The 19,376-nt window shown below is 63.8% G+C and carries 20 protein-coding genes; 9 read left to right on the forward strand and 11 right to left on the reverse strand.

The window, feature by feature from the left end; genetic code table 11:
• Positions 1-10: 10 nt before the first annotated feature.
• The 4 genes from ligD to FHR27_RS10625 all read right to left on the reverse strand — a co-directional run bounded on the left by ligD (position 11) and on the right by FHR27_RS10625 (position 4,388).
• Positions 11-2,554, reverse strand: a complete 2,544-nt coding sequence (gene ligD, locus FHR27_RS10610) for a DNA ligase D (protein WP_179538553.1) — start codon at positions 2,552-2,554, stop codon at positions 11-13.
• An 11-nt stretch (positions 2,555-2,565) separates the two neighbouring features.
• Positions 2,566-3,390, reverse strand: a complete 825-nt coding sequence (gene ku, locus FHR27_RS10615; RefSeq protein WP_042555678.1) for a non-homologous end joining protein Ku — start codon at positions 3,388-3,390, stop codon at positions 2,566-2,568.
• 180 nt (positions 3,391-3,570) lie between these two features.
• The gene (locus tag FHR27_RS10620; protein ID WP_042555677.1) at positions 3,571-3,813 is read right to left on the reverse strand and encodes a hypothetical protein; all 243 of its coding nucleotides are present in this window, start codon (positions 3,811-3,813) and stop codon (positions 3,571-3,573) included.
• 83 nt (positions 3,814-3,896) lie between these two features.
• Positions 3,897-4,388, reverse strand: coding sequence for an MgtC/SapB family protein (locus tag FHR27_RS10625; RefSeq protein WP_042555830.1), 492 nt, complete (start codon positions 4,386-4,388; stop codon positions 3,897-3,899).
• 273 nt (positions 4,389-4,661) lie between these two features.
• Here FHR27_RS10625 and FHR27_RS10630 point away from each other — a divergent pair, with 273 nt between their 5' ends.
• From FHR27_RS10630 to FHR27_RS10645, 4 genes are all read left to right on the forward strand, one after another.
• The gene (locus FHR27_RS10630; RefSeq protein ID WP_042555676.1) at positions 4,662-4,880 is read left to right on the forward strand and encodes a hypothetical protein; all 219 of its coding nucleotides are present in this window, start codon (positions 4,662-4,664) and stop codon (positions 4,878-4,880) included.
• 10 nt (positions 4,881-4,890) lie between these two features.
• Positions 4,891-5,517: an NAD(P)H-binding protein gene (locus tag FHR27_RS10635; RefSeq protein WP_042555675.1), complete on the forward strand. Its 627-nt coding sequence runs from the start codon at positions 4,891-4,893 to the stop codon at positions 5,515-5,517.
• Positions 5,514-5,762, forward strand: coding sequence for a hypothetical protein (locus tag FHR27_RS10640; protein ID WP_042555674.1), 249 nt, complete (start codon positions 5,514-5,516; stop codon positions 5,760-5,762). Before FHR27_RS10635 ends, FHR27_RS10640 begins: the two co-directional genes overlap by 4 nt.
• A gap of 439 nt (positions 5,763-6,201) precedes the next feature.
• A complete protein-coding gene (locus FHR27_RS10645) occupies positions 6,202-6,498 on the forward strand; it encodes a hypothetical protein (RefSeq protein ID WP_179538554.1) in 297 nt (98 codons plus the stop codon).
• Between the two features lie 1,378 nt (positions 6,499-7,876).
• Here the strand turns inward: FHR27_RS10645 and FHR27_RS10650 are convergent.
• Both FHR27_RS10650 and FHR27_RS10655 read right to left on the reverse strand, forming a co-directional pair.
• Entirely contained in the window at positions 7,877-10,333 is a 2,457-nt protein-coding gene (locus tag FHR27_RS10650; RefSeq protein WP_042555672.1) for a glycogen/starch/alpha-glucan phosphorylase, read from the reverse strand.
• A 19-nt stretch (positions 10,334-10,352) separates the two neighbouring features.
• A complete protein-coding gene (locus tag FHR27_RS10655) occupies positions 10,353-10,751 on the reverse strand; it encodes a DUF2513 domain-containing protein (RefSeq protein ID WP_052493848.1) in 399 nt (132 codons plus the stop codon).
• A gap of 222 nt (positions 10,752-10,973) precedes the next feature.
• Between FHR27_RS10655 and FHR27_RS10660 the strand changes: the two genes are divergently transcribed.
• Positions 10,974-11,351, forward strand: coding sequence for a Rho termination factor N-terminal domain-containing protein (locus tag FHR27_RS10660; RefSeq protein ID WP_179538555.1), 378 nt, complete (start codon positions 10,974-10,976; stop codon positions 11,349-11,351).
• Positions 11,352-11,379: 28 nt separating this feature from the next.
• Complete coding sequence (locus FHR27_RS10665; protein WP_179538556.1) at positions 11,380-11,646, forward strand: YgaP family membrane protein; 267 nt, start codon at positions 11,380-11,382, stop codon at positions 11,644-11,646.
• Positions 11,647-11,695: 49 nt separating this feature from the next.
• On the opposite strand, the gene FHR27_RS10670 is transcribed toward FHR27_RS10665, so the two are convergent.
• Positions 11,696-12,085, reverse strand: coding sequence for a hypothetical protein (locus FHR27_RS10670; RefSeq protein ID WP_042555669.1), 390 nt, complete (start codon positions 12,083-12,085; stop codon positions 11,696-11,698).
• Between the two features lie 195 nt (positions 12,086-12,280).
• Here FHR27_RS10670 and FHR27_RS10675 point away from each other — a divergent pair, with 195 nt between their 5' ends.
• Both FHR27_RS10675 and FHR27_RS10680 read left to right on the forward strand, forming a co-directional pair.
• The gene (locus FHR27_RS10675; protein WP_179538557.1) at positions 12,281-12,730 is read left to right on the forward strand and encodes a MarR family winged helix-turn-helix transcriptional regulator; all 450 of its coding nucleotides are present in this window, start codon (positions 12,281-12,283) and stop codon (positions 12,728-12,730) included.
• A gap of 202 nt (positions 12,731-12,932) precedes the next feature.
• Positions 12,933-13,361, forward strand: a complete 429-nt coding sequence (locus tag FHR27_RS10680) for an organic hydroperoxide resistance protein (RefSeq protein WP_042555667.1) — start codon at positions 12,933-12,935, stop codon at positions 13,359-13,361.
• Positions 13,362-13,423: 62 nt separating this feature from the next.
• On the opposite strand, the gene FHR27_RS10685 is transcribed toward FHR27_RS10680, so the two are convergent.
• Positions 13,424-13,693, reverse strand: a complete 270-nt coding sequence (locus FHR27_RS10685) for a putative quinol monooxygenase (RefSeq protein ID WP_042555666.1) — start codon at positions 13,691-13,693, stop codon at positions 13,424-13,426.
• A 99-nt stretch (positions 13,694-13,792) separates the two neighbouring features.
• On the reverse strand, positions 13,793-14,530 hold the full coding sequence (locus FHR27_RS10690) for an SDR family oxidoreductase (protein WP_042555665.1): 738 nt from the start codon (positions 14,528-14,530) through the stop codon (positions 13,793-13,795).
• Between the two features lie 278 nt (positions 14,531-14,808).
• Here FHR27_RS10690 and FHR27_RS10695 point away from each other — a divergent pair, with 278 nt between their 5' ends.
• Positions 14,809-15,720 (forward strand): AraC family transcriptional regulator, encoded by a 912-nt coding sequence (locus tag FHR27_RS10695; protein ID WP_082045876.1) that lies wholly within the window; start codon positions 14,809-14,811, stop codon positions 15,718-15,720.
• A gap of 79 nt (positions 15,721-15,799) precedes the next feature.
• Here FHR27_RS10695 and FHR27_RS10700 read toward each other — a convergent pair whose 3' ends face one another.
• On the reverse strand, positions 15,800-18,289 hold the full coding sequence (locus tag FHR27_RS10700) for a TonB-dependent siderophore receptor (RefSeq protein WP_179538558.1): 2,490 nt from the start codon (positions 18,287-18,289) through the stop codon (positions 15,800-15,802).
• Positions 18,290-18,425: 136 nt separating this feature from the next.
• A complete protein-coding gene (locus FHR27_RS10705; RefSeq protein WP_042555662.1) occupies positions 18,426-19,373 on the reverse strand; it encodes a FecR domain-containing protein in 948 nt (315 codons plus the stop codon).
• Between the last annotated feature and the right edge of the window lie 3 nt (positions 19,374-19,376).

Raw genomic sequence — 19,376 nt, forward strand, 5'->3', positions numbered from 1 at the left:
CAGCAGGTTGTCAGGGGACATCCGCGCCCAGCTTCTTCCACATGCCGCGGGTAATGCGCTGGCGGTTGGCGTAGCCCTCCCAGGGGTCGCCTTTCAAGCGTGAAAGCCGCTGTTGCAGATTGCCGATATGCCACTGAGCCGAGCCTTGCAGTTGCGCCAGTTCATCACGGCGGATCGGCACCGATACCGGCAACCCGGGCCGCGCGCGCACCGAGTAGGCGGCCACCGTGCTGGCACCACGGCCATTACGCAGGTAGTCCAGATAAACCTTGCCGATCCGGTTCTTCGGGCCCATGCGGGCGCTGAACCGGTCAGGCAGTTCGTCGGCCATGAACTGCGAGAGGGCCTTGCCAAAGGCCTTCAGCGTGTCCCAGTCGACATGCCGCGCCAACGGCACGACCAGGTGCATGCCATGGCCGCCGCTGGTCTTGAGAAACGCCTCCAGCCCCAGCTCATCGAGCACCGCCAGGCTCAGGCGGGTGGCTTCGACCACCGCGCGCCAGGGCAACGCCGGATCAGGGTCGAGGTCGAGGATCAGCCGGTCCGGGCGCTCGATGCTGGCGTACCCGGCATTCCAGGTGTGCAGCTCGATGGTGCCCATCTGCACCGCACCGACCAGCGCCGGCACGCTGTCTATGGCCATCAACCGGTCATGGCCAGGGTACAGCGCCGGATCGAGCTGGCGGATATTGGGGATCGCCAGGCGCTCGGCGTGCTTCTGGAAGAATTGCTCACCGTCCACGCCATCTGGCGCACGCAACAGCGATACCGGGCGGCTGCGCAGGTCCGGCAGCAGCCAGTCGGCGATCCCGGCGTAGAACTGCGCGAGCTCGACCTTGGTCGCCCCGCTCTGCCCGTCGATAACCCGATCCGGGTTGCTGATCGACACCTCGCCAACCTCTTGTCGACCCGTGCGGCGCTGGGCGCTAGGCGCGGGCACCTCTTCGAGCACCTCGGCGGGCACTGGCCGCTCCTCGACGATCTGCTCGGCAGCTTTGTCGCCGCGCTCGGCGATGAAGGCGCCCTGACGAACCAGGCCTTCATGGGTCCAGCCGGCGAATGCCACCTCGACGACTAGTTGCGGTTCGACCCACTGCACGCCGCGGCGCTGGGCGGCGCTCGGTTGTTTGCGCAGAGGCGAATCATCACGACCGAGTGCCTTTATGCGCTTGTGCAGGCTGCTCAGCAGCGCATCGTTGAAACCGCTGCCGACCCGCCCCGCATAGCGCAGCCCATCGTCATCGTTGACCGCCAGCAGCAACGCGCCGAAGCCGGAGCGGCTGCCTTGCGGCCGGGTGAAGCCAACCACCACGAACTCCTGACGCTGCCGGCACTTGAGCTTGATCCAGTCGGGGCTGCGCGCGGATCGGTAGGGGCTGCCGACGCGTTTGCCGATAACACCTTCCAGCCCCAACGCGCAGGCGCTGCCCAGTACGCTCTGATGGTCGACCTCGAAAGCGTCCGAGAAACGCAGCGGGCCGCGCTTGGCCGGTAGTTTGTCGAGCAGCGCCGAGCGCCGCTCCTGCACTGGCAGGCTGCGCTGATCGCGACCATCGAGCCACGGTGCATCGAAGAGGAAATACAGGATGTCGCCACTGCGCTGCTCGTCGAAGGCGTTCTGCAGGGCCTGAAAATCCGGCATGCCCTGGGCGTCGAGCACCACCGCTTCGCCATCGAGCCAACTGTCACCCAGCCCGAGCCTGGCCAACGCGGCGGCCTGGGGCGCCATGCGCCGGGTCCAGTCGTGGCCGTTGCGGCTGAACAGCGTCACCGTGCCGTCGGCGATACGCGCCATGATGCGATAGCCGTCGTACTTGATTTCGTAGGTCCACTCGCCCGATGGAGGATCGCTGACCAGGGTGGCCAGCTGTGGCGACAGCACCTCGGGCATGGGTTCGCCCTTGGCACTCGTCGGTTTGCCTTTGGTCGCCCGCTTTGCCTTGCCCACCGCGGGCCGCGATTGGTTGGCCGCGGGCTTGTGCATGCCGCCGACCAGATTGCCACTGATCACGCTGGCCGGTAGCGCGGCGACGATGTCGTAGTCGCCTGCCGATCTCGCCACGTCATCCTGCTCCTTGATCAGCAACCACTGCTGCTTGTCGCCGCTGCCCTTGAGACGGGTGCGCACCAGCGTCCAGGCGCCCGTGAGCTTTTCGCCGATCAGGGTGAACTTGAGTTTGCCCGCCTCGTACGCTGCGCCAGGGTCGCCCTCGGGCTGCCAGATGCCCTGGTCCCAGACGATCACGTCACCCGCGCCATAATTGCCCTCGGCAATACTGCCCTCGAAGCTGGCGTACTCCAGAGGGTGGTCCTCGACGTGCACGGCCAGGCGTTTCTGGCTCGGGTCCAGGCTCGGGCCCTTGGGCACCGCCCAGCTCTTCAGGGTGCCCTGCAACTCCAGGCGAAAATCGTAGTGCAGGTTGCGCGCATCGTGCTTCTGCACCACGAAACGCAGCGCCCCGGCCTTGGCACGAGGCCGCGTGGTCGCTTCACGGGGCTCGCTGGTGGACTCGAAGTTGCGTTTGCGGTTGTAGACGCTGGTCGCCTTGGCCATGGCCGCTCACCTCACTTCGACGTGCGTTTGCGTGCCGGCTTGGCCGAGTTGCCTTCCAGGCTGCGCTTGAGCAGATCGGTCAGGTCGATGACATCCGCGCTTTTGCTCGGCGGTTTGCGCTCGCCGCTTTCCACATCTTCGATCTTGCCGGCCTTGGCCTTCTTCTCGACCAGCGCCATGATCTTGTCGCGGAAGGTGTCGTGGTATTCCCCAGGCTCCCAGTCCACCGCCATGTCGCGCACCAGGCGCTTGGCCATGTCGCGCTCCCCCTTGCTGAGCTTGGCGCCGGTCACCGCCTCGCTGAGTTCCAGGGTGTCGAGGCCACGCACTTCGTCGGGCCAGCGCAGCATCACCAGCAGCAACGCCGAGTCGTCGACCATCAGCGCGGCGAGGTGCTGTTTGACGTGCAGCACGACGTGAGCCAAGGCAACCTTGCCGGTATCCTTGAGGGTCTGCTGCAACAGGGCGTAGACCTTCTCGCCGCGCTTGTCCGGCGCCAGGTAATAGGGGCGCTCGATGTGCTGCAACGGAATCGCCTCGGCGTCGAGGAAACCGAAGATATCGATGGTCTGGGTGGACTCGGGGTGGGCGGCGCGGATCTCGTCTTCGCCGATGATCACGTAGCGGCCCTTCTCCACCTGCACGCCCTTGGCGATATGTTCCTTGTCGACTTCCTTGCCGGTGGCCTTGTTGACGCGCTTGTAGCCGACCGGCTCCATGCTGCGCGAGTCGAGCCAGTCGAAGTCGATGCCCTGGGTCTCGGTCGCCGAGACCAGCGAAACCGGGATATGGACCAGACCGAAGCTGATCGCCCCTTTCCAGATTGCACGCGCCATGAATTCACTCCCCCGCCATATGAACGTTAACGGGTGACTTGAGCGCGAAAACAAAAGTTTCAGTCATCCGCCGGAGGGCAGCGACACGTGACCGACATCGGAAAAAAGAAGGGAAATACGGATGAAGGAAAACTGCGCGGCGATGGCGCAGTTCTGGCGTTGCGAAGCATGCAGCGATGATTACAGCGCGACGCCGTCGCGATAGATCACGCTGCCGTCGATGGTGATGTCACGGATCTCGCGCAGCATGTTGTCTGCCGCGGTTTCCGCCTCGCTCTCGCAGATACTGCCGGGAGCGGCCACCCAGAGCATCTGCACGGCTGCGCCGGCGCACTTGGGTTGGTACTCGATAAGGCCCACGTACTGCTGGCCATCCTTCATGGCATCCGTCCAGGCAATGCATCCCTTGAAGTTTCTGAACATAGCAGACTCCACTTCTGTCTCGAGGCCTCAAGATGCGGGCCTATTTGATAGGAGCGTGGGAAAGCGCAGGTGTTCCAACGGTTTCACCGCGTACGTTTTTCCAGCCAACCGATGAAGTGCGGCACGGTGTTGAAAATGAACAGTGCCAACAAGGTACCCAGCACCGCGGTCGCCTCGCGTCCCATGCCCACGGTGATGCCGATCGCAGCGGTCAACCAGATGCCAGCGGCGGTGGTCAGGCCCTTCACCTCGGCCATGGAGTCGCCCTTGATGATGGTGCCGGCGCAGAGAAAGCCGATACCCGCCACCAGCCCCTGGATCACCCGGCTCATCGCATCGCTCTCGGCGCCCATCTGCGCAGGCACGAGCACGAACAACGCCGAGCCCATGGCCACCAGCATGTGAGTGCGAATGCCCGCTGCCTTGCCATTGGTTTCCCGTTCCAGGCCAAGCAGACCGCCGAGCAGCGCAGCCAGCAGCAGGCGCAGGGTGACCTGGGTGAATTGCTCGGGTGTGCTCAGATCGGAAAACTCGTTGGCCAGCGTGGCCAGTACTTCGTCCCAGAAACTCAAAATGATCGCTCCCTGCCGGCACGGATGCTCATGGGCGCACTGACACAGCCGAAGCGCTGTTGGCGCTCCGCTATCGACTCTGCGGGCAGCGATAGGTTTGAGCTTTTTTCGTGACCTACGGGCTGTCACAGAGGCGGACGACAATCCGCATTCAAGGTTTTTTCCGGCACTGACCGTTGGGCGAAAAACCTGAACGGCCGTGAACCCTGCTCAGTCTGTTTCATTAACCGTGACGTGACTGCAACCGATCACGATGCCCAATGACAGGAGGTTCGAATGTCCAGAAATCATTACTTTCTCGTCAGCTACAAACTGGGTAGCCAGAAGAAATCCACCGAGGTCCAGGCAGCAGCGCCCGCGCTGACGCCCGAACAGGCGCGCCACCATATCGAATCGCTGCACAGCAGCGAGTTGCCCAGCGAAATCACCGATATCGACGTCAAGCCGCTGGGTGATACCGGTGATCAGGAACCCGGCCAGGTTCGCCAGAGCTGAGCACGCGTCCATGAGCGAAACCAACGTGATCGAGAAAATCGCCCTGTACGGCGCGCCGGACAGAATGACCGATGCCCTGCTCGAGGCCATGGCCAGCAAGGGCCTGCAGGCCATCGTGATCGTCGACGACCCCACCGACATCGCCGCGCGGCCGAAACTCAGCGCCAAGAGCGGCAACCCCTTCGATGCAGCCAGCGTGGCCCGCAGCGTCGCCGGAGCGGACGCGGTGATAGCTGTGTTGAGCAGTCGCCAGTTGCGCGCAGGTTGTGACAGCAATGGGTTCGAGCGTACGTATGACGCAATCATCGCCCTGCTCGAGGGACTGCCCAGCGCGAGGGTGCAACGCCTGCTGCTGATCGGTGACCACAGCTGGCTGGACGATGCCGCGCACTTGCCCGGCGAAAAGGTCGAGCACCTGCAGCACAGCCTGCACAAATCGCCACTGGCCTGGACGCTGGTGGACGTACCTGGCCATCGCCCGAGCGACAGCCAAGGCACCGCCCGGGATGGCGACCACACTGCAATCATCACCCTGCAACGCTATGCCTGCAGCGTGATAGACCAATGCCTGCTGGGGACGAGCGTCAATCAACGCCTACACGTCGATGCTCGCCCACAGGCCGAGGAGGCTCCATGAGTACCGAAAGCTATATCCTGCTGATGATCTCGGGCTGGCTGCTGGTGTCGGCGGCCATGCTCTGGGGCATGCTGCGCCTGATCAACCGTTACCAGCTCGAAGCCCAGCTGGCCGAAGAGTTCCCGCCCCTGCCCACCTCGCCGACCAGCCAATCCTGGCGGCGCCAGCATGCCCCGCGTCGTGCGCGGCTGCGTGAACGCGCCTACCGAACCTATCAGCAGCACCAGCACGTGCTCACCAGCTAGGCACGCTCGAGCCCGTACGCAGCTCGAGCAGCTGCGCCGTCTATCACGACGTTTCACGATGATCGACCAGGCATTACGGCCCTAGGGCGGCAGCTTGCCCCCGAGCTATCGCCGCGCTAACCTGCGCGCCGTCGCTGTCAATCCAGCGGCCGGGTTTTGCAGCCCGTACATCTCTAGGCGCACCAGCGCCACCAGCTGATAACAGGCGTTTTTTCGTGCCCGTTGTTTCGCTTTATGGTGGCTGTGCGCAGGGCGCCTTCGTGCGCGCCGGGTTCCTAGAGTCTCGGTCTGCAAACCTGCGTACAGCCGCCACCCAATCCTGTTTTGCAGCAGGCCGTGGCGGTTCCACTACTCTAGGAGCCTCACACCATGGAACATACACACGCCCCCAATCCGCCTGCATGCCGCGCTGCCGACCACGATAAGGGAGGCCACCAACATGCCTGACCTCATCCCGCTGTCGAGCAACCCGAGCAGCACGCCCGTGCTGCTGGTCGACACCAGCCGCTCCTACATCGACCTGCAGGAATGCGCCGAGCAACGCCTCAACGCCGTACGCGGCCTGCTGTACAGCCTCGCAGTCATGAACGTCACCCTGGCGGACGCCAGCGACCTCCGTAACATCAGCGAAGTCGCGCACCTGCTCACCGAAGACGCCTGCGAGCTGGCCAGAGCCGCCCACCAGGCAGCGATGCGCGAGCTGCAACAAGCGCCAGCAAAACCACCCACTCCGTAGGAGCCCGCTTGCGGGCGATGCGATCTGGCAGGCATACCACCTCAACGCATCCAAACCAAAAATCGCCAGCAAGCTGGCTCCTACGCAAACGGCGCTGCCACCCACCCCGTAGGAGCCCGCTTGCGGGCGATGCGATCTGGCAGGCATACCGCAATAACGCATCCAAACCAAAAATCGCCAGCAAGCTGGCTCCTACGCAAACAGCGCTGCCACCCGCCCCGTAGGAGCCCGCTTGCGGGCGATGCGATCTGGCAGGCATACCACCTCAACGCATCCAAACCAAAAATCGCCAGCAAGCTGGCTCCTACGCAAACGGCGCTGCCACCCACCCCGTAGGAGCCCGCTTGCGGGCGATGCGATGGCAGCCATACCGCAACAACGCATCGAGACCAAAAATCGCCAGCAAGCTGGCTCCTACGCAAACAGCGCTGCCACCCACTCCGTAGGAGCCCGCTTGCGGGCGATGCGATCTGGCAGGCATACCACCTCAACGCATCCAAACCAAAAATCGCCAGCAAGCTGGCTCCTACGCAAACAGCGCTGCCACACACCCTGTAGGAGCCCGCTTGCGGGCGATGCGATCTGGCGGGCATACCGCAATAACGCATTGAGACCAAAAATCGCCAGCAAGCTGGCTCCTACGCAAACGGCGCTGCCACCCGCCCCGTAGGAGCCCGCTTGCGGGCGATGCGATCTGGCGGGCATACCGCAACAACGCATCGAGACCAAAAATCGCCAGCAAGCTGGCTCCTACGCAACCGCGCTGCCACCCGCCCCGTAGGAGCCCGCTTGCGGGCGATGCGATGGCAGCCATACCACCACAACGCATCCAAACCAAAAATCGCCAGCAAGCTGGCTCCTACGCAACCGCGCTGCCACCCGCCCCGTAGGAGCCCGCTTGCGGGCGATGCGATCTGGAAGGCCTACCACCACAACGCATCCAAACCAAAAATCGCCAGCAAGCTGGCTCCTACGCAAACAGCGCTTCCACCCACTCCGTAGGAGCCCGCTTGCGGGCGATGCGATCTGGCGGGCATACCCCCACAACGCATCCAAACCAAAAATCGCCAGCAAGCTGGCTCCTACGCAAACGGCGCTGCCACCCACCCCGTAGGAGCCCGCTTGCGGGCGATGCGATGGCAGCCATACCACCACAACGCATCGAGACCAAAAATCGCCAGCAAGCTGGCTCCTACGCAAACAGCGCTGCCACCCGCCCCGTAGGAGCCCGCTTGCGGGCGATGCGATGGGCGGCTTACCGCAACAACGCGTCAGGACCACCATTCGCCGCGCGGTCGCGCGGCGTTCTTTCTTCAGGCAAAAGAAAGCGCCCGTCTCGTGACCGATGACGGGCGCTGGTTCATTGCATGCGTATCGCTCAGTCGCCGATGCCGCCTACTTTCCAGATGTCCTTGGCGTACTCGCGGATGGTGCGGTCGGAGGAGAACCAGCCGGTACGTGCGGTGTTGAGCACCGCCGCCTGCCACCAGCGGTCCGGGGTGCGCCAGAGCATGTCGACCTTGCGCTGCGCGTCCCAGTAGGCCTGGAAATCGGCACACACCAGGAAGCGGTCGTGAGCCAGCAGGCCATCGATCAGGCCAACATAGCGACCGGGATCGTCCGGCGAGAACACCCCGGAGCGAATCGCTTCCAGGGCGCCGGCCAGGCGCTCGGAGGCGGCCACTTCGGCGCTCATGTTCAGGTCACGACGCGAACGCGCCGCCACCTGCTGAGCGGTCATGCCGAAGATGAACATGTTCTCGCGACCGATCTGCTCGGACATCTCCACGTTGGCGCCATCCAGGGTACCGATGGTCAGTGCACCGTTGAGGGCGAACTTCATGTTGCTGGTACCGGACGCTTCCAGCCCCGCCGTGGAAATCTGTTCGGACAGGTCGGCTGCCGGGATGATCACCTCGGCCAGGCTGACGTTGTAGTTGGGGATGAACACCACCTTGAGCAAGCCGCGCAGGGTCGGATCGACGTTGATGGTGCGGCTGATGTCGTTGGCCAGTTTGATGATCAGCTTGGCCTGGTGATAGCTGGCCGCGGCCTTGCCGGCAAAGATCTTCACCCGTGGCGCCCAGTCGGTGGCCGGGTCGTTGCGCATCGCCTGGTACAGCGCCACGGTGTGCAGCAGGTTGAGCAGTTGCCGCTTGTACTCGTGGATGCGTTTGACCTGCACGTCGAAGATCGCCTGGGTGTCCAGGCTGATACCCATACGCTCGCGAACCAACTCGGCGAGCTCGCGCTTGGCGTGCTGGCGCTGAGCGGCGAACTGCTTGCGGAACGATGCCTTGGCCGCGAACGGCTCGAGCTTGCGCAGGGTGGCTTCCGGGTTATCGAGCAGTTCATCACCCACCGCGCCGACCAGCAGCTCGGTCAGTTGCGGGTTGGACTGATACAGCCAGCGGCGGAAGGTCACGCCGTTGGTCTTGTTGTTGATGCGCTCGGGGTACAGGCGATGGAAGTCGCTGAATACGCTTTTGCGCATCAGATTGGTGTGCAGTGACGACACCCCGTTGATGCTGTGCGAGCCCAGGAATGCCAGGTTGCCCATGCGCACGCGACGACCGTTGTCTTCGTCGATCAACGAGATGGAGCGCAGCAGCTCGAAGTCATGGATCTCCTTGGCCCGCAGCGAATCGATGTGATACGCATTGATCAGGTAGATGATCTGCATGTGCCGCGGCAGCAGGCGCTCCATCAGCGATACCGGCCAGGACTCCAGCGCTTCGGGCAGCAGGGTGTGGTTGGTATAGGACAGCGTGGCGACGGTCAGCTTCCAGGCCTCGAACCATTCCAGGCGATACACGTCGACGAGCAGGCGCATCAGCTCGGCGACGGCAATCGCCGGGTGGGTGTCGTTGAGCTGGATGGCGACGCGGTCGGGCAACGAGTGAATGTCGAGGTTCAGCTCCAGATGCCGGGCGATCAGATCCTGCAGCGAGGCGGACACGAAGAAGAATTCCTGACGCAGGCGCAACTCCTGCCCTGCCTCGGTGCTGTCCGCGGGGTAGAGAACCCGGGAGATGCTCTCGGCCTTGACCACATCGGCTACCGCGCCGAAATGGTCACCGGCGTTGAAGCGTTCCAGCTTGAGGTCTTCCTCGGCGCGGGCCCGCCACAGGCGCAGGGTGTTGACGCTGGAATGGCGCCAGCCGACCACGGGGGTGTCATAGGCGATGGCGCGAATCTGTTCGTTGGGCAGCCATTCGTGGCGAGGCACTTCGCCGGAGCCAGCGAGGTTGGCAACGCTGCCGCCGAAACCGATGCGGTAGCTCACTTCCGGGCGCTCGAACTCCCAGGGGTTGCCGAAGTCCAGCCAGGTTTCGGTGTGCTCCTGCTGCCAGCCATCGACCACCACCTGGCGAAACAGGCCGTGCTCGTAGCGAATGCCGTAACCATGGGCGGCGATGTTCAGCGACGCCATGCTTTCCATGAAGCACGCGGCCAGGCGGCCAAGGCCACCGTTGCCCAGGGCCGCATCGGGCTCCATGTCACGGATCTGCTCGAAATCCACACCCAGTTGCGAGAGCGCCTCGCGAGCGGTGTCGAGCAGGCCGAGATTGCTGAGGTTGTCGACCAGCAGACGGCCGATCAGGAACTCCAGCGAGAGGTAATAGACCCGCTTCTGGTCCTGGCGGTCGACTTGCAACGAGGCGTCTTCCCAGTGATCGACCAAGTGATCACGGGCTGCCAGCGCAACGGCCTCGAACCAGTCGTGGTCGAAAGCATTGCCCGGGTCCTTGCCGACCGCATACCTGAGCTTGGCCAGGATCAGTTGTTTGAAAGTTTCGACGTGGTCTGTTGCTTTCGCTGCTTCCTCGGCCATCACAGGTTCACTCCCTGAATCAGTTATAGACGTGACCGTTGTGGCCCTCATCGGCACCGCGGTTGGCGGCGAACAACATGGAGTCGGCGGTTGGTGCGTTCTTCAGGCCTTCGTAGGTGATGCCACCGGCGCGTGCCTGCAGGAAGGCTTTCTTGGCTTCCCACAGCGCTTCTTCGCGAATGCCGTCGAGCAGGTCGTGGCCGGTCAGGGTCAGGCCATTGGCGATGGCGACTGGCGCACCGTTCCACGGGTGATGCTGGGAACACTCGATGAGATTGGCCTGGCACATCAGATGAATATGATAGCTGACGGCTTCAGCGGAGTGCTGGCCGACGTCCTGCGGGTAGAAATGATGCCCGGTCTCCAGTGCCTCGATCTGCAGCAGCAGCTCACGGATCAGTTCCCAATCTCGTTTCATCGTCGATCTCCTCATGAATTTGTCGGTGGCTGGTCAGGCGCATTCCAGAGCCCTGCCCCAAAGTCCTTAGCAATGAGTACCCCACATGCGACAGAGTTCAATCCATAGATGCATTTGCCGACGACCATTCATCCGTCGTCATGAACTCGCCTCGCGCGCCGCGTTTCACAACGCTACTGGCCGCGCGCCGGTCTCTGCTCCATCAAGCGCGAGGAGACGCCCATGCCAAGCGGAAGCAAAGACAAGTACACCGTAGCCCAGAAACGCAAAGCTGCAGCGATCGAAGCCACTTATGAGCAACGCGGCGTGCCCACGGACGAAGCCCGCGCTCGCGCCTGGGCGACCGTGAACAAGCAATCCGGTGGTGGTGAACGCCTTGGCGGATCCGGGCGTGGCACCAGCTCCCAGGCCAAAGCCAGGGCCCGCCAGGACTCGGCTCAACGCGCTGCGGCCACGCGCCGCGGCGAGGTGCACCCTGATCGGCCGCTGGAAAGCCAGAGCAAGCAGGAACTGCTGCATCTGGCCCGCGCCCGACAGATAAGCGGCCGCTCGACCATGCGCAAGGCGCAGCTGATCAGCGCCCTGAAGAAAGCCTCTTGATACGCGACCCCCTCGAACGGAGTAGCACATGACCGAACACACCAAGCACGATAGCGCGATCAACCTGGCGCCCATGGAACGGGTGATTTCCATTGCCGGTGGGGTGATGCTGATACGCAAGGGGCTTGCCGTACGCGGCGTCTTCGGCCTGGTGGACATCGCTGCAGGCGCGCTGGGCCTGTTTCGCGGAGTGACCGGTATCTGCCCGGCGAAGCGGCGCATGGCCGCCTCAAGAAAGCCGGCAGACACGGTGAAGCGGCTACCCGCGCCGCAGCGCCTGCTGGGTCAGGGTTGATCTGACGGACGTGCCGGCGGGTGTGTCCGCGTCGAGCTGCGCAGGGCCATCAGCGGTACGAACAGATCATCGCCAGGAACTGGTTTTCCGTGCTGGTGCCGTGGGGTGCGGCTTCGTCCCAGAGCAGCAGTTCGCCGTTGTAGTAGGCGAAATACAGGGCGCCCGGCTGCTCGTCGCGGCTGGCGAAGCCGCACACCGCCAGATCATCGCCAGCACGGCTGGCAGCGGTACCGAACAGGGAGTCGAAGCTGATGCCACGCGGGTCGATCGCCGTGAACAGGCTGGCCTTGGCCGCCTCGGTGTCGGCATCGGACGGGGTCACCATGACACGCGTCGGGTTGATCTTGCCCGTGACGGGTACTTGCGGCGCCGGTGGCTTGGTGTGGCTGCAACCCGCCAGTATCAGCGCCGCGGCGAGGCCGGCCATCAAGGTTTTCATGCGTTTCACTCCCGTGAAATTCAATCGGGCTGCCCAGCACGCATGCCCCATGTTGCAGGACGCTGGTCAGCGACGCGGCATTGTATGACGGATACAGGGCAGCTCGTCTGCGCTGGGTCACGCAAACAACTGGTATAGGTGCTGCGGGCGCGATAAATTGCGCCAACCGCCCTGCCCCCTCATTCCGGAGCTTTCATGACCACCGACGACACCTGCGCTGATCTGCTGCTCGACAACCAGGTGTGCTTCGCCCTGCATTCGACCTCCCTGGCGATGACCAAGGTCTACAAGCCGCTGCTCAAGAAGCTCGGGCTGACCTACCCGCAGTACCTGGCCATGCTGGTGCTGTGGGAACGTGACGGCATCACCGTGGGCGAGATCAGCGCTCGCCTGCTGACCGACCCGGGGTCGCTCACGCCATTGCTCAAGCGTCTGGAGGCCGAGGGTCTGATCACCCGCACGCGCAGCAGCAGCGACGAGCGCGTGGTGCACCTGCAGCTCACCGACAAGGGCCGTGCCCTGCACGCCGAGGCTCGGCAGATTCCCGGCTGCATCCTCAACGCCAGTGCCCAGACCGCCAAACGCCTGGCCAGCCTGACCGCCGAACTCACGGCACTGCGCAAGCAGTTGCAGGAAAGCCTCTGATAGCAACGGCTCGATTGCCGCCACAGGCCTACACTAAGGCTCGCCTGCTCGGCCACGAGCCGAGGCTTTCGAGCCCGATACGGCAAGCCGTGAAAAATATCTTGCGCACTAACTAAATCAGGAATAGAGTCCACCTCAAGCAAATAGCTTGCGCACAATTCTTTACCACGCAAAATACAACCCACGAACAGAGGATTCCAACATGTCTATCGAAACCGTTGCCTACCGCGCCTACGCTGAAGCCACTGGCGGTCGTGAAGGCCGTGCCATTTCCTCCGACGGCGTACTCGATGTCGCTCTCACCACACCGAAGGAGCTGGGCGGCGCTGGCGGCCAGGGCACCAACCCGGAGCAGCTGTTCGCGGCTGGCTACTCGGCCTGCTTCCTGGGTGCGATCAAGTTCGTGGGTGCCCGTGACAAGCACAAGGTCTCGCCGGACAGCTGGATCGAAGGGATTGTCGGCATCGGCGCAGTGCCTACCGGTTTCGCCATCGAGGTGGAACTGAAGATCACCCTGCCGGGCCTGGACCGTGAAGAAGCCCAGGCGCTGATCGACAAGGCGCACATCGTGTGCCCTTACTCGAATGCCACCCAGGGCAACATCGACGTCACTCTGACGCTGGTCGAGTGATCGCTCGCTGACGGCATGCCGCTCGACGACAACGCCCCGGATCATTCCGGGGCGTTGTCGTTTCAGGCGGCACGGCTCTGCAAGTGCTGGATCGCCCCGCTGCGCCAGGCGCTGTCCAGCACCTCCTGCAGCAAGGGCGTGCGAAAGTAGCGATCCAGATCGGCTGAAGAGCGCCAGCTGCTGCGCAGTTGCCAGCGTTGCCGGTCCTGCTGCAGTTCGAAAGCTACGCAGCCCTCCAGGCCACGCAGCGGTTCCAGCAGGTCTCGCAGGTAGCCGCCCAACTCTTCGCAGCGGCCAGGTGGAGCATCGAGCACGGTGATGTGGGTCTGCATGAATGTGTCCTCACGAATGAATCAGGGGGCGGCGCCGAACACTGGCGCCGCCCCTTCCAGGACGCCACTGAAAACCGGGGTGTTTTTTAGCGGTAACCTTCAGTGGATGCTTGCCGTGGGGCGCACCACCAGTTCGCTGACGTCGACGTCCGCTGGCTGCTCGATGGCATACGCCACAGCGCGGGCGATGGCGTCGGGGCGGATGGCGATCTTGCGGAACTCGCGCATGGCCTCACGGGCGCCCTCGTCGGAAATGCTCTCGGCCAGCTCGGACTCGACCACGCCGGGGGAGACCAGGGTGACGCGGATGTCGCCACCCACTTCCTGGCGCAGACCATCGCTGATCGCCCGAACCGCATATTTGGTGGCGCAATACACCGCAGCGGTTGGCGATACGCGATAGGCACCGATGGATGCCACGTTGATGATCTGCCCGCTACGCTGCCCCTGCATCAACGGCAGCACGGCGGCGATGCCGTGCAGCACACCGCGAATATTGACGTCGATCATGCGGTTCCACTCGTCGAGCTTGAGCGCCTCGATCATCGACAGCGGCATTACCCCGGCATTGTTGATCAGCACGTCGACGCGACCGTATTCGGTCAGCGCGGCATCCACGAAGGCCTGGACGTCAGCGGCGTCGGTGACGTCGAGGCGGCGGGCGATGGCCTGGCCACCAGCCGCGCCGATCTCTTCGACCAGTTGCTGCAAGCGCTCGACACGGCGTGCGCCGAGCACCACCCGAGCGCCCTTCTCTGCCAGCAGACGGGCGCAGCCTTCGCCGATTCCGCTGCTGGCGCCAGTGATCAGTACGACTTTTTCTTGGATATTGGACATGACGAGATCCTCTGGTGAGTGCGGCTCACTGCGCCGCGATAGGTCCAGAGATTAAGGATCAGGGCGATTTGGCGTTAGTCGATTACTGGAACATTCTTGCCTGATTCTGCTTGATGCGGTTTTGGTTTCATCGCGTCTCGCCCATGAGTGCTGGCGCCCCTACAGGAAATTGCCTATTCCTCTCTTATGCTTGCCCATTCCTGTGGAGTGCGACTGCCGCGCAGGACGTCTGGGCAAATCCCGGATAATCTGCGCCCAGACTCAGGAGTGACCCCATGATGCAACCCGATCAGCTCGATGAACTGGCCGCCCGGCAACTCGAACTTGCCAGTCTGATCAAGCGCAAGACGCCCTCGGAAGGCATGCACGATACCCTCATCGAGGGTTTGAGCCTCGCCTACACGGCAGCGCCCAGCCTGCCGATGCCGACGCTCTACCGACCCTGCCTGTGCATCATCGCCCAGGGCCGCAAGGAGATCCGTCTCGGTGCGGAACAGTACTTCTACGACCCGCTGAACTACCTGGTGGCCTCGGTAACCCTGCCGGTCACCGGTCAGGTCGTCGAGGCGACGCCGGAAGTGCCGTACCTGAGCCTGAAACTGGACATCGACCCGGCGATGATCAGCAGCCTGCTCGCCGAAGCCGGCCCCATCGGCCTGCCCAACCCCGGCGCCAACCGTGCCCTGTTCGTCGACCGCCTGGATCCGTCGATGCTCGACGCGGTGATCCGCCTGCTGCGCCTGCTCGATACCCCGCGCGATGCCGCCATGCTGGCGCCGCTGGCGCTGCGCGAGATCTTCTATCGCCTGCTGCGCAGCCCCCAGGGTCAACGCCTGCGCGAACTGGTGATGGCGGACAGCCAGAGCCATCGCATCGCCCGGGCGATCGAATGGATCAACCAGCATTACGACAAACCGCTGCGCATCGAAGAGCTGGCCCGTGAAGTCAACCTCAGCGCCTCGACCCTGCACCACCGTTTCAAGGCAGTCACCGCCCTGAGCCCGCTGCAGTACCAGAAGCAGTTGCGCCTGCAGGAAGCGCGCAGGCTGATGTTCAGCGAAGGCCTGGAAGCGGCGTCGGCCAGCTTCCGCGTCGGCTATGAAAGCCCGTCCCAGTTCAGCCGTGAATACAGCCGCCTGTTCGGCGCGCCCCCCCTGCGCGACATGCACAGGCTGCGCAACGCGGGCTGATCGCAGACCCGAAAGAGCGCGTCACCGATCGGGGTCGGTGACGCGCTTTTTTACATCTGCCGCCAAGAACCCTCGCCCCCTAGAACCTTTGCGTAAGGGTTGCGGTAACACTGCGCTCCTCACCCAGGTAGCAGGCCACTGCCGAATAGCAGGAAGCCACGTAGTACTCATCGGTAAGGTTGTTGGCGGTGAGTCGCAGCGAGGTTCCGCGTAGCCCGACCTGGGTCAGGTCATAGCCGACGGATGCATCGAACAGGGTGTAGGACGGCACCTCGAAGTCGTTCAGCTCGCTGCCCTTGCTCTTGCCCACGTAACGCGCACCGGCGCCAACCGTCACGCCGGCGAGCGCCCCGGCGGTGAAGCTGTAGTCCGCCCACAGCGTGGCCATCCGCTCGGGGGTCTGCGGTGGGTTGTTGCCGTTGGCATCCACCACGCCCGTGCCGCTGTTGACGAAATAGGACTTGCTGTAGGAGACGTCCGCGTAGGTGTAGCTGGCCATCAGTTGCAGGTTGTCGATGGGCCGGAAACGCGCCTCGAGTTCGACGCCTTTGGACTCGATCCCGCCCACGCCCTTGTAGAAGCTGTCGGTGATCAGGCTGTTTTCCTTGGCGTAGAGGTTTTCCATTTCCAGATTGAAGAACGACAGGGTGTAGAGGTCGTCGGTGCCGGGCGGCTGGAACTTGATACCGGCCTCCCACTGCTCGCCGGTGGTGGGGTCGAGAATCTGCGCACCGCTGGAGTAGTTGGACGTCGGGTTGAACGAGGTCGAATAGCTGACGTAGGGCGACACGCCATTGTCGAAGGCATAGAGCACACCGGCATGGCCGCTGAGTTTCTCGCCCTGGCTGTCGTTCTGGCCGGCGATTTCGTCGTCGATGGAAACGTCGTACCAGTCCTGACGCAGGCCGACGGACAGGTTCCAGTTGTCGATCTCGACCAGATCCTGCAGGTACAGACCGGTCTGCTTCTGGCGCCGCAGCGCATCGCTCACCGGGGTGATGGCGGTCAGGCCATTGGTGTAGTAGACCGGGTCGAACACGTCGATGGGCGTGACCGAGCCCGGCGGCTGCAGTATCGAGTTGTCACGCTGGCTGGCGATCTTGTTCTTCGAGTACTGATAATCCAGCCCCAGCACCACGGTGTGCTGGGCGGCACCGGTGGCGAACTCGGCCTGCAGCATGTTATCGACGATCCAGGCGTGCAAACGCTCCTGGCCACCGCTGTAACCACGGTACAGTTCGTTGCTGGTATCGCTCAGGTAACCCGAGCCCCAGATCTGGCTGTTCGCTACCCGCGCATCCAGGTATCGAAAATTCTGCCGGGTGCTCCAGGTGTCGTTGAAACGATGCTCCAGCTCGTAACCGACCATCTGCTGGGTGCGGGTGAACTCCTCGACGGCAGGATCGCCCTCGAAGAAGCTGCTGGAGATGCGCTGACCATTGCGTTTGTGCAGAGTACCGGAGGCCGGCAGGCTGCCGTGGTAGCCACCGTTGGGGTCGTCCTGCAGGTAGGCGTAGAGGGTCATGAAGGTGTCTTCACTGAGGTTCAGCGCCAGGCTGGGCATCAGTGCATAGCGGGTTTCAGTGACGTGGTCGGCCTGGGAGTCGGCATCCCTGGCCAGCCCGACGACGCGATAGGCGATGTTCTCGTTCAACGGCCCGGTGACGTCGAAACCCAGCGACTTGCGGTTGTTGTTGCCGTAGGAAACATCCACCCGCCCAGCCTGGGTGAACTCGGGCCGCTTGGTGCTGATGGCCGCCAGGCCGCCTGGGTTGCTGCGGCCGTAGAGCACGGAGGATGGCCCCTTGAGCACGTCGATACGCTCGATGAAGTACGGGTCGATCTGCAGGCTGCTGTAGGAGCCAGGATCACCCATGGACTTCAGGCCATCGATGATGATGTTGTCCACCGCGCCGTCGTTGATCCCGCGAATCGCCAAATAGTCGTAGCGGTGCGTGTTGCCATAGGGGTTGGTGAGCACGCCCGGGGTGTAGCGCATCGCATCGGCAGCGCTGGCGGCGCCCTGCTTCTCGATCTGCTCGCGGGTGACCACCGAAACGCTCTGCGAGGTTTTCAGCAACTCCTTGCTGGTCTTGGTCGACACGCTGCTGTGGGTGGCGTTGTAGCCGTCCATGCTGCCCAGCGCATTGCCGAGGGCAAAGGCACGGATGGCGGTGCTCTCCAGCTCGACGGAACCAGCGTCGGCCTGGCGGGCGGCCTGCAGCGAGTAGCCGCCATTACCGTCCGCCGTGGCCTGCAGGCCACTGCCCTGCAGCAGGCGGGAGAAGCCCTCGTCGATGCCGAACTCGCCCTGCAGTCCCGGGCTCTGCTTGCCTTCGGTAAGGCGTGCATCCACCGACAGCAGGACACCCGTCTCGGCCGCGAAACGGCTCAGTGCCGCCGACAGCGGGCCAGCGGGAATCTGATAGTTGCGCGCGCTCTGCTGGTAGCTATCAGCCTCGACGACCTGAGCATGACCAAGCAGCGGCGACAAGGCCGCCAGCGTCAGCGTGGCAAGGCGAATTGACCGCCGCAGAGCGCTCGGCGAAAAACGGGGATTCGAGTACATGGGACTTCCTCATTGCAGGGGCCGCGCATGACACGCAAGGGCCGGATGCACTGAAGCCAAGCGAAAATGAAAAAGGGGAACCGCAGATTTGAATTTTTTTGCCAATAGCGCGAAAACGGCGCATTGCCCGAAATCTTCAACCCTGTAGCGGCTCGAGCGTCACCCACCACGGCAGGCGGCGGTTGACCCGTATCGGCAGGCTGCCCTGCAACGCATCGAGAATGCGCTGCGTGTCGCCCAGCGGATAGGCGCCGACCAGCCGCAGGTCGGCAACCCGCGGGTCACAGGCGAGATAGCCAGGTACGTGCTCGGCGAGTTCTTCGATGAAGTCGCCCAACCGGCGGTTATCGGCCAGCAGTACACCCCGGCTCCAGGCCTCGCGGGCACGCTCCACCGGCTCCCCCGCGGCAATGCCATCAGGGCCGATACGCGCTTGATTGCCTGCCTGCAGGACCAGCGGCGCACCGCCGCTGCCAGGCTCGATGCGCACCGCCCCATCGAAGACGCTGAGCAGGGTGAAGCCATGGCCCTCGCGCACGCCGAAGCGGGTACCCAGCGCCTGCAGGCGCCCGTGCACGGCCTGCACCAGCAGCGGACGCGGATCCTCGGCGGTCTCGATCAGCACCTCGCCCTGAAACAGGCGTAACAGGCGGGTCGACGCACTGTAGTCGACATCCACCGCAGTGCGGCTGCTCAGCCACAGGTGGGTACCATCGGCCAGGCGCGTGGCGCGGATCTCCCCGGTAGCGGTTCGCTCACTGGCGACCCAGGCGCGCCACGGACGCCCCTGCCCCGCCACCGTCAGCATGCCCGCTGCTCCCAGCAACGCGAACAGGCCGAGCACCTGACGGCGACTTCGACCCGTGCTGCGCAGCGCCTGGCCGGCAGCCTGACGGCGGGTATCGGTGGGCAGCCGGGTGAACTGGCCGCTGATCGCTTCGACCCGCTGCCAGGCCGCCGCATGCTCGGGCCGCGCTGCCAGCCACTGCCGCCAGGCCTGTTGTTGATGGTCGCTGACGGGTGGGTCGGCCAGCACCGCGAACCACTCGGCGGCTTCCTGCAGGGTATGGTGATCGGCGTTCATCGC

Source organism: Pseudomonas flavescens, assembly GCF_013408425.1.
GTDB lineage: Bacteria > Pseudomonadota > Gammaproteobacteria > Pseudomonadales > Pseudomonadaceae > Aquipseudomonas > Aquipseudomonas fulva_A.